The 10,012-nt window shown below is 32.9% G+C and carries 11 protein-coding genes; 8 read left to right on the plus strand and 3 right to left on the minus strand.

The features are described from left to right. From RMN92_RS02300 to RMN92_RS02335, 8 genes are all read left to right on the plus strand, one after another. On the plus strand, nt 1-363 hold a 363-nt coding region (locus RMN92_RS02300; protein ID WP_309607847.1), incomplete at its 5' end, for a cobalamin-dependent protein. A gap of 630 nt (nt 364-993) precedes the next feature. Then, the gene (locus RMN92_RS02305; protein ID WP_309607848.1) at nt 994-1,338 is read left to right on the plus strand and encodes a helix-turn-helix transcriptional regulator; all 345 of its coding nucleotides are present in this window, start codon (nt 994-996) and stop codon (nt 1,336-1,338) included. Nucleotides 1,339-1,413: 75 nt separating this feature from the next. Next, a complete protein-coding gene (locus tag RMN92_RS02310; protein WP_309607849.1) occupies nt 1,414-2,295 on the plus strand; it encodes an SDR family oxidoreductase in 882 nt (293 codons plus the stop codon). A 58-nt stretch (nt 2,296-2,353) separates the two neighbouring features. Further along, nucleotides 2,354-2,926, plus strand: coding sequence for a 6,7-dimethyl-8-ribityllumazine synthase (ribH, locus tag RMN92_RS02315; RefSeq protein WP_309607850.1), 573 nt, complete (start codon nt 2,354-2,356; stop codon nt 2,924-2,926). 148 nt (nt 2,927-3,074) lie between these two features. Continuing rightward, nucleotides 3,075-4,907 (plus strand): DNA mismatch repair endonuclease MutL, encoded by a 1,833-nt coding sequence (gene mutL, locus RMN92_RS02320; RefSeq protein WP_309607851.1) that lies wholly within the window; start codon nt 3,075-3,077, stop codon nt 4,905-4,907. Beyond that, nucleotides 4,904-5,524, plus strand: coding sequence for a rhomboid family intramembrane serine protease (locus RMN92_RS02325; protein ID WP_309607852.1), 621 nt, complete (start codon nt 4,904-4,906; stop codon nt 5,522-5,524). The genes mutL and RMN92_RS02325 overlap by 4 nt, the downstream gene beginning before the upstream one ends. A 41-nt stretch (nt 5,525-5,565) precedes the next feature. Beyond that, on the plus strand, nt 5,566-6,450 hold the full coding sequence (locus tag RMN92_RS02330) for a rhomboid family intramembrane serine protease (protein WP_309607853.1): 885 nt from the start codon (nt 5,566-5,568) through the stop codon (nt 6,448-6,450). A gap of 56 nt (nt 6,451-6,506) precedes the next feature. Next, nucleotides 6,507-7,553, plus strand: coding sequence for an endonuclease/exonuclease/phosphatase family protein (locus tag RMN92_RS02335; RefSeq protein ID WP_309607854.1), 1,047 nt, complete (start codon nt 6,507-6,509; stop codon nt 7,551-7,553). Between the two features lies 1 nt (nt 7,554). Here the strand turns inward: RMN92_RS02335 and RMN92_RS02340 are convergent, their stop codons facing one another. The 3 genes from RMN92_RS02340 to lepB form a co-directional block, all read right to left on the minus strand. Beyond that, the gene (locus RMN92_RS02340; RefSeq protein ID WP_309607855.1) at nt 7,555-8,166 is read right to left on the minus strand and encodes a WbqC family protein; all 612 of its coding nucleotides are present in this window, start codon (nt 8,164-8,166) and stop codon (nt 7,555-7,557) included. Nucleotides 8,167-8,201: 35 nt separating this feature from the next. Further along, on the minus strand, nt 8,202-8,582 hold the full coding sequence (locus RMN92_RS02345; protein WP_309607856.1) for a four helix bundle protein: 381 nt from the start codon (nt 8,580-8,582) through the stop codon (nt 8,202-8,204). 40 nt (nt 8,583-8,622) lie between these two features. After that, on the minus strand, nt 8,623-10,012 hold a 1,390-nt coding region (lepB, locus tag RMN92_RS02350), incomplete at its 5' end, for a signal peptidase I (protein ID WP_309607857.1).

The raw sequence follows: 10,012 nt of genomic DNA on the forward strand, positions 1-10,012 counted from the left end.
GGACAAGACGGTCACGATCGTGGCGCCAAAGTAGTGGCCACAGGTTATGCCGATGTAGGTTTTGATGTTGATATAGGTCCTTTATTCCAGACTCCTGCCGAAGCTGCCAAACAAGCTGTTGAAAACGATGTGCATATTTTAGGAGTTTCCTCATTGGCGGCAGGACACAAAACGCTTGTTCCTCAAGTTATTGAAGAACTAATAAAATATGGTCGTCAAGATATTATGGTTATTGTAGGCGGCGTAATTCCAAAACAAGATTATCAATTTTTATTTGATGCTGGAGCAGTTGCGGTTTTTGGTCCTGGCACAAAAATAAGTGAGGCGGCAATTAGTATTTTGGAGGTTTTGATTGCAGATTAACTATTATTTTGTCATTCTGACGAAGGAAGGATCTCATAAGTTACTAGCAATATGAGATCCTTCCTTCGTCAGAAAGTTAAAGCAGTTGTTATTTATCATTAAGTATAAGTAACGAATAGTCGTTTATTTCAAGGTATAACAGCATCTTCAAGAATATAAGAACTCACTTTTAGTTTATGCCAACTCTATTTTAGATTATACAAATTCCTATGTAGATTATACAAACTCCATTGCAGATTTTGAAAATATCATTATAGATTTTGCAATCAGCATTGTAGATTATACAAACTTAATTGTATATTGTGCAATCATTATTTTATATTATACAAAATTACTTTTAGTTTATGCTATTATTTTTTTATTTTTTTACATAGCTTATAACTATTCACAATACTTTTTTATTATATTTAACCCGTTGGGTGTAATTATTTTTTATAGCTAAATTATTACGATTTTGTCACACTGAGCTTGTCGAAGTGTCTTTTAGTTGGGTCTTCGACAAGCTCAGACTGACATTTTCGTTTTAATAGATTTTATATTCAATAAAAAATCATTTTTTTAGTTAATTTAAGTAATTGCACCCAACGGGTTATATTTACCTACATCAATTAAACTTAAACAAAAAACACTATGTTATATTACAACCTCAAACCAGTTTTTGAAGCACGACAAATAGATAAGCCTTACACTTTTCTGGTAAAAGCAGGCATCGCACCGCATACGGCATCAAAAATCATTAGAAATGACATGCAAGTCTTGCGTTTAAGTCATGTAGAAATTATTTGCAAAGCCCTTTATTGCGAACCCAATGACCTGCTGGCTTACAAACAGGACACCAACAACCCATTACCGGAAAATCATCCGCTAATTAATTTAATACCAAAAACTGATGAGGTCGATTGGGAACAACAATTCAAAACAATGCCGCTGGCAAAACTCAAACAAATAAGTAAATTAATGAACAAAGACTTGTAAACAATCATATTTCTTAATTACAATTTCAAGCATAATAAATATTTTTACTACATTTGAAAATCAAAATAAAAAACTATGAATTTTTCAGCAAAAATGCTCCGTGATAATGCACTTTCAGACAAAGTAATTGTAGTAACTGGTGGCGGAAGTGGCTTGGGTAAAGCCATGACAAAATATTTTCTAGAATTAGGTGCAAAGGTAGCTATTACTTCTCGTGACTTAGAAAAATTGCAAAATACAGCCAAAGAATTAGAAGCGGAAACTGGTGGAAAATGCTTGCCAATACAATGCGACGTTCGTCATTATGACCAGGTAGAAGCTATGCTGGCAGAAGTTTTAAAAACTTTTGGTCGTGTAGATGTTTTACTGAACAATGCTGCAGGAAACTTTATTTCTCCAACCGAAAGATTATCAGCCAATGCTTTTGATACCGTAATCGATATTGTTTTAAAAGGTTCTAAAAACTGTACGCTCGCTTTTGGAAAACATTGGATTGATACCAAACAAACCAATCGCAATGTATTAAATATTGTAACAACCTATGCTTGGACAGGTTCTGCATATGTGGTGCCAAGTGCTACGGCAAAAGCTGGAGTGCTTGCCATGACTAGAAGTTTGGCAGTTGAATGGGCAAAATACGGAATTCGTATGAATGCCATAGCACCTGGACCATTTCCTACCAAAGGTGCGTGGGACAGACTATTACCTGGCGATCTAGCCAAAAAATTTGATACTTCTAAGAGAGTTCCATTGCAACGGAACGGCGAACACCAAGAATTAGCAAATCTTGCTGCTTATTTGGTATCTGATTTTTCTGCCTATATCAATGGTGAAGTGGTTGTTATCGATGGTGGCGAATGGCTTAAAGGTGCCGGACAATTTAACGATCTGTCTGCAATCCCAGAAGAACTTTGGGATCAGTTGGAAGCCATGATTAAAGCAAAGAAAACAAGTTAAAATATTCTAACTACAACTTATAAGCTAATCACTGAACACTAAAACCTGAACACTAAAAATGGCTACAGCAAATAAAAATTTATCTAATTATGATAAAAATACCATTCCAAATGCCAAAGATTTTCGGTTTGGAATTGTTGTCTCAGAATGGAACGAGCATATCACCGAAGGTTTATATTCTGGCACTATTCAAGCACTTTCAGATTGTGGTGCTTTGCATAAAAACATCATTCGATGGAACGTACCAGGTAGTTTTGAACTGGTTTATGGTGCCAAAAAAATGATTGAAACCCAAAAACCAGATGTTGTAATTACCATTGGAAGCGTGATAAAAGGAGAAACCCAGCATTTTGATTTCGTATGCGATGGTGTAACGCAAGGCATCAAAGATTTGAATGTGCTGAGCGATGTTCCTGTCATTTTTTGTGTTTTAACCGATAATAATGAACAGCAATCTATAGACAGAAGTGGCGGAATTCATGGAAATAAAGGCACAGAAGCCGCGATAGCCGCGATAAAAATGGCCTATTTAAGACAACAAGCCAATGTTGGTCACCAATTTGGCAATCAGAATTTATTAGGTGCAAATCAATTGCAAATCGAAGATGGTATTCCAAAATTGAAAGAATAAATAAATAATTAAATATATTTTAAACCTGTAAAATAAAACCTTACAGGTTTTTTCTTTTTTAAGATTGTATTAGCAAACAAATCCAAAACCTTTTGCTTAAATTTGTCGAACCATGATTTCAATCATCACCCAAAACTTATAATTTTTAATGTCAAGCATCATTCAACTACTTCCCGATCATGTTGCCAACCAAATTGCCGCTGGCGAAGTGGTGCAACGTCCTGCTTCTGTAGTCAAAGAATTGCTTGAAAATGCCATTGATGCTGGGGCGAGTGATATTAAATTAATTTGCAAAGAAGCTGGCAAAGTACTCATTCAAGTCATCGACAATGGAAAAGGAATGTCTGTTACAGATTCCCGACTTTGTTTTGAGCGTCATGCCACTTCAAAAATTCGTCAAGCCGAAGATTTGTTCGATTTGCATACCAAAGGTTTTCGCGGCGAAGCACTGGCATCAATAGCTGCGATTGCTCATGTGGAAATGAAAACTAAGCAAGATCAAGATGAATTGGGTACACATATTATTATTGAAGGCAGCAAATTTGTATCGCAAGATGTAGCTGTTTTGCCAAAAGGCACCTCATTTTTAGTGAAAAATTTATTTTATAATATTCCTGCACGTCGCAATTTTTTGAAATCTGATATTGTTGAATTGCGACATATTATCGATGAGTTTCATCGTGTCGCTCTAGCCCATCACAATATTCATTTCACTTTATATCATAATGGAAGCGAGTTATTCAATTTGCCTCAATCGAATGCCAGACAACGAATCGTCAATGTTTTTGCAGGTAAAACCAATGAAAAATTGGTTCCTATTAAAGAGTCTACAGATATTCTAACCATTTCTGGATTTATTGGAAAACCAGAGTTTGCCAAGAGAAATCGCGGTGAACAATTTTTCTTTGTCAATGATCGATTTATAAAAAGTGGCTATTTGCACCATGCCATTCTTGCAGCTTACGATGGTTTGCTTCGTGATGGCGCACAACCAAGTTATTTTTTATATTTGACAGTTCCGCCACATACTATAGATATTAATATTCATCCCACAAAAACTGAAATTAAGTTTGATGATGAGCATGCTTTGTATGCCATTTTACGTTCGGCAGCAAAACACAGTTTGGGTCAGTTTAATGTATCTCCAATTTTAGATTTTGAAAGAGATTTTAATTTAGACACGCCATATAATTATCAAAATAAAGGAGCGGAAACACCAACAATACAAGTAGATAGCAATTTCAATCCTTTTCAAGAAGACAAGAAGCACAATCAGTTTAGCTACAAACCAAAAAGCGAAAATCAACCACATTGGGAAAGTTTATATGTAGGCTTAAATGCTGATGTTTCAGATGTTCACTTCGAATCTGAAGCCGTAACCAGTTCTCTTTTTTCTGAAAATGAAGTTGAAAAAGCACCTACTTCCACCTATCAAATCCATAAAAAATACATTGTTAGTCCTATAAAATCTGGCATGATGATCATCAACCAGCAAAGAGCTCACCAACGAATTTTGTATGAAAAATTTTTAAAAAATATTACCTTAGAGCAAGCCAGTAGCCAACAATTATTGTTTCATTTAACCTTATATTTTTCAGCAAATGAAATTAAATTGATTAAAGAAATAAAACAATCTTTAGAAAACACAGGATTTGTTTTCGAAGAAATAAATAAAGATTCTGTGGTGATTTCTGGATTGCCTGTAAAAGTTTTTGAGAGCGAAGTTTCAATAGTTTTAGAACAAATAGTGAGCGATTTGCAAGATGAAATTCCAGATAGCAATTTTAGTCAAATGGATAGTATGGCAAAAAGTTTGGCAAAAAGTTTGGCTGTAAAAACAGGAACCTATTTAACCGAAGAAGCGCAAGAAAACATTGTTAATAAATTATTTGCTTGCAAAGAAGCAACCATATCACCTTTTAATAAAACCACTTTTATCACTTTGAGTGTAGAAGATTTGGATAAAAAATTTAATGTATGAGAGAAATAACACCCGTTGTAAAGCAACTTTTAATTATAAATATATTATTTTTTGTTGGAACTCAGATTTTGCAAGACAAGGCATATATGTATTTTGCATTATTCCCATTTAACAATCCTAATTTTCAAATTTGGCAATTATTGACACATATGTTTATGCATGGCGGTATTATGCATATCGCATTTAATATGTTTGCATTATATTCTTTTGGAAGTATGCTAGAAAGCATTTGGGGAAACAAGAAATTTCTGTTTTTTTATATTTCATGCGGATTAGGAGCTGGAATCATGCAAAACTTAATAAATTTATATACTGGCGATATAATGACTAGTGCTGTTGGCGCCTCAGGAGCAATCTACGGACTTTTGGTTGCTTTTGCCTTTATGTTTCCAGATGCACAATTGGCTATGATGTTTATTCCTGTACCAATCAAAGCAAAATATTTCGTGCCCGGAATATTAGCTATCGATCTGTTTTTAGGCATTAAAGGAAATTCTATTTTTGGCGGAAGCGGTACAGGAATTGCTCATTTTGCACATATTGGTGGCGCATTAATCGGTTTTATAATGATGTGGTATTGGAAGAAAAATTCATTTAATAACAGAAGGTGGAATTGATTTATACCAATTTCAATTACAAAAATCAATTTCAATAAATAATGGACATTATAAACGATTTAAAATTACAATATAAGATAGGCGGAATGACCATTAAATTAATTTTTTGGAACATTCTGTTTTTCGTAATTCCAGAAGTTTTTTTTGGAGTGCTAAGATTATTTAAAATCGATATTCCTTATCAAAACTATATGGGTTTATCCAATGTTTTTACCGATTTACTTTTCAAACCTTGGACCATTATATCTTATGCTTTTGTTCATAATGGCTTTTTTCACATTCTTTTTAATTTATTAATATTAAATTTTGTAGGCAAACTATTTACCACATTTTTTACACAAAAACAGTTGTTGGGATTGTACATATTAGGCGGGATTTTTGCTGGATTTGTATATATAATCAGCTATGCCTTTCTACCATTATTAGCCAATCAAAATGCATTATTAGTCGGTGCTTCGGGATCTATTATGGCTATTTTAGTTGCTGTAGCAACATACCAACCCAATATGGAAGTCAGGCTTTTTTTATTTGGAACAGTAAAGTTAATTTACATCGCCATTGTATTGCTTCTTATTGACTTGATCCAATTGCCTATGGAAAACACAGGCGGACATTTGGCACATCTTGGCGGTGCTTTTTTTGGTTTTGTTTACATAAAATCAATTCAAAACGGATACGATTTATCTAGCGGTTTAAATACTTTTCTAGATTGGGTAACAAATTTATTTTCAGCTAGAAAACAAACTCCTTTTAAAAAAGTACATCGCAATGCAAAACCTACCAATCCAATAAAACCTCAGAGCAAAATTGTAACAAAAGACAAAACCCAACAACAAATAGACGAAATACTGGACAAGATAAGTCAATCGGGTTATGATAGTTTAACCACCGCAGAAAAAGAATTTTTATTTCAAGCTGGAAAATAGTGATTTGAATTGCTAAAAAAATTGTTTATTTGTAATGAAGTTATGATTTTGGGTCTATGAAAAAACTTTCTTGGTTTAATAAATTTGCGTTTTTTTGTAATATAGTGTTAACTGTATTGACATTTCTTGCTTATTTCTTACCATTTTTAGCACCAAAATTTTTTCCACTTTTATCGGTATTAACTCTTATTTTGCCCATGTTTTTAATCCTTAACGGATTGTTTTTTATTTATTGGTTGCTACAATTTAAACGTCAAATCATTTTGTCAGGTTTGGTTTTACTTTTAGGAATTACTTTTATCAATAAATTTTATAAATTCTCTGAAAAAAGCACAGAAGTTGTAGATAAAGATTTTGTAGTAATGAGTTATAACGTACGTTTATTGAATCTTTTCGATTGGATTCCGAGAGATAATGTTGCTCAAGAAATAGTGGGTTTTGTGAACGATAAAAATCCAGATATTTTGTGTTTGCAAGATTTTTCGACATCGGCAAAAATAGATTTGAAAATTTATCCCTACAAATCAGTTTACATGAAGGGTAATAAAGTAAAATCTGGTCAAGCTATTTTTTCAAAATTTCCAATTGTAAATGAAGGTGAACTTTTGTTTTCAGATTCTTTCAACAGTGCTATTTTTGCAGATGTGAAAATTGGAAAAGACATTATTCGAGTTTACAATTTGCATTTGCAGTCCATAAAAATATCGCCAGATATCGAAGAAATCAATCAAAATGTTGATGGTTTAAACCAACAAAAATCTGAAATGATTTTTAAAAGAATTAGTGTGGCTTTTGCAAAACAACAGCAACAAGCAGAAATTATAATGAACCACAAAAGATCATGCAAATATCCACTGGTTGTTTGTGGCGATATGAACAATAGCGCGTTTTCGTATGTTTACCGAATTATAAAAGGCAACATGAAAGACAGTTTTGAAGAAGCTGGAAAGGGATTTGGACAAACCTATAATTTCAGATATTATCCAGCACGAATAGATTATATTTTTGCAGATAACAAGATGTCTGTAAAAAGCTTTAACAATTTTCCAGATTTTGTAAATTCAGACCATATGCCCATAATGAGTAGATTGGCGGTTGATTAGGTTATTTCAAATTTTGCTTCCTCAAATATTCCAAAGCAAATTTGCCTTCATTAAACAATAAATCCAAAATACTTAAATTATTCAAAAAACCATGTTTGGCATGAAAAACCTGGGTGTAGTTTTCAAACTCATTTTTATCTTTTTTGCCATTGGCCAAACCACGAAAATCTTCAAATTGTGGAACCTCATGAAAATATTCTATAGTTTTTTGTGGCTGAAAATCAAGCCTTAAACATTTAGAAACCAAATTGATAGTTTCTAAATTCAAATCCATTAAAAAAGTATGCTTTTTGGTAAAAACAGGTTGAAAAGTATCTTCAAAATATTCAAAAAAAGGTGAGGTTCTATAAGCCGATTCCAATGATTTAAAATGTTGCTTTTGCCAGTCAAATGCAGTTTCCAACTTGACATCCTTGGTCATTTGCTTGCTGTTTGAACTTTTGACAGGAACATTTAAAGGCTGAATTCCGTTTGGACTGTATATGTACATTCGATTTCTGTTGGTTTGCTTCTGGAAGTTATCTTCCATTTCAAACACAACCGAATCTGCTTTTGCAATAGACACAAAATGACTGATGGATGGGAAGTAAGTTGGATGTATCAGAGTGGGCATTCGGTTATATGTGGATTTGGTTATGTGTTGTTTGGTTATTTGTTGGGTTCTGTTGATCTGGTTATTTGGTAGTTTCTGAGTGCATTTAATTTATTGGTTATGCTTTCTAGATCTCGACGCAATTTTAAATATTCGTTTTCAGAAATAAAATTGAGTTCGAAACAAATTATTAGTTGATTTAAAACTTCAACAGCAGAACTAAAAGCCATTGTTGTAAAATGAGCTTTGTCTTTATTTGTTTGTCTAGAACTTCCTTCGGCTATGTTTGAACACACAGAAACGGAAGCTCTTCTAAGCTGAGAAGTTAAACCATATTTTTCAGTTTCTGGAAATTTGGTAGTTGCTAAATAAATTAATTTGGTGAAATTTTTAGATTCTTTCCAAACTTCAAGTTTCTCAAATGAATATATAAACATAATTTTTATTAACAAATAACCAAAAAAACAAATCCCCAAACTAACTCTTTCTTCTCTTTCTATAAAAATCAAATCCAAACCAAAAAACCAATGCTATCATAAAATACTTGAAGTAGGAAACAGGTTGCCCATCGCCACCAACAGTGCTAAATAAGCGTTCCCAACGAATTTTGTCTATAGCTCTAGACCACGGAATATTTGGGTCTAAACTCAACCATATGAAAACTGGTTTACCAACTACATGGTCAAATGGTACAAAACCCCAATAGCGACTATCCTCAGAATTATGACGATTGTCTCCCATCATCCAATAATAATCTTGTTTGAAAGTGTAGTTTAAAGCAGGTTTGTTGTTTATTAAAATTTGCCCTCCTTTTTCTTCCAGTTTATTGCCTTCATAAACGGTGATTAATCTTCTATAAAAAGGTAAATTTTCTTTATTTATTGCTACAGTTTTCCCAGCTTCTGGAATATAAATGGGTCCGAAATTGTCTTGACTCCAATTTTGGTTGTGGGGAAATATTCTTTTTTCATCTTTGTGTATAAATCTTGAAACACTTTCCACATTTGTATCATTTTTTATCCTATTCAATTTATCTTGGGTAAGATTTACATAAAATTTATTAAATACCGTTTCCAAATCTAATTTTTCTGTGATTTCAGAATCAGCACCAGGGCCTGTTAACTCAATGTATTCAGAAGAATCTCTGTTATATTCAAATAATTGTACTTTTCTTGGATTTTCTTTTAAATAATTTTGAACAATTGGATTATCCCATAAATTTTTCTTCATCTTCAATACACCAAATATTTCACTCACATCATATTGATTGAAAAAATTATCTGACTCGGGTCTATTTTTTAAAATTAATTTATGCTGATATTGTATGAGAGCTCTTTCTGGCAATGTTAGTTTTTTATTATTAATAAAAACATCTCCATTTTTTATTGAAAGGTTATCTCCTGGAATTCCTTGACAACGCTTCACATAATTTGATCTTTTATCTAGTGGTTTGTCAATATGCCTTTTGGATTTATCAAAAAACATATAAACAGTATCTACTGGCCAATTGAAAACAACAATATCATTTCGTTTTATTTCTTGCAATCCTGGAAATCTAAAAGAGGGCAATTGAGGAAAACTCAAATATGATTTTGTTTTTAAAAGTGGAATACTATCATGAACCATTGGCAATGCCACAGCAGTTCGAGGTGTTCTCGCACCGTAATGAAACTTGCTTACAAACAAGAAATCGCCCACCAACAATGATTTTTCCAAAGATGCTGTCGGAATATTAAAAGGCTGAATCAAATAACCATGAACTATAGTAGCAACTACAATCGCAAATAATAGTGAACTTATTGTATCGCCACTTTTTGTAGTCGCCACAATACTTCTGTCGCGCTTATATTCCACATTTTCAAAATAA

This window comes from Flavobacterium sp. (genome assembly GCF_031363805.1).
GTDB lineage: Bacteria > Bacteroidota > Bacteroidia > Flavobacteriales > Flavobacteriaceae > Flavobacterium.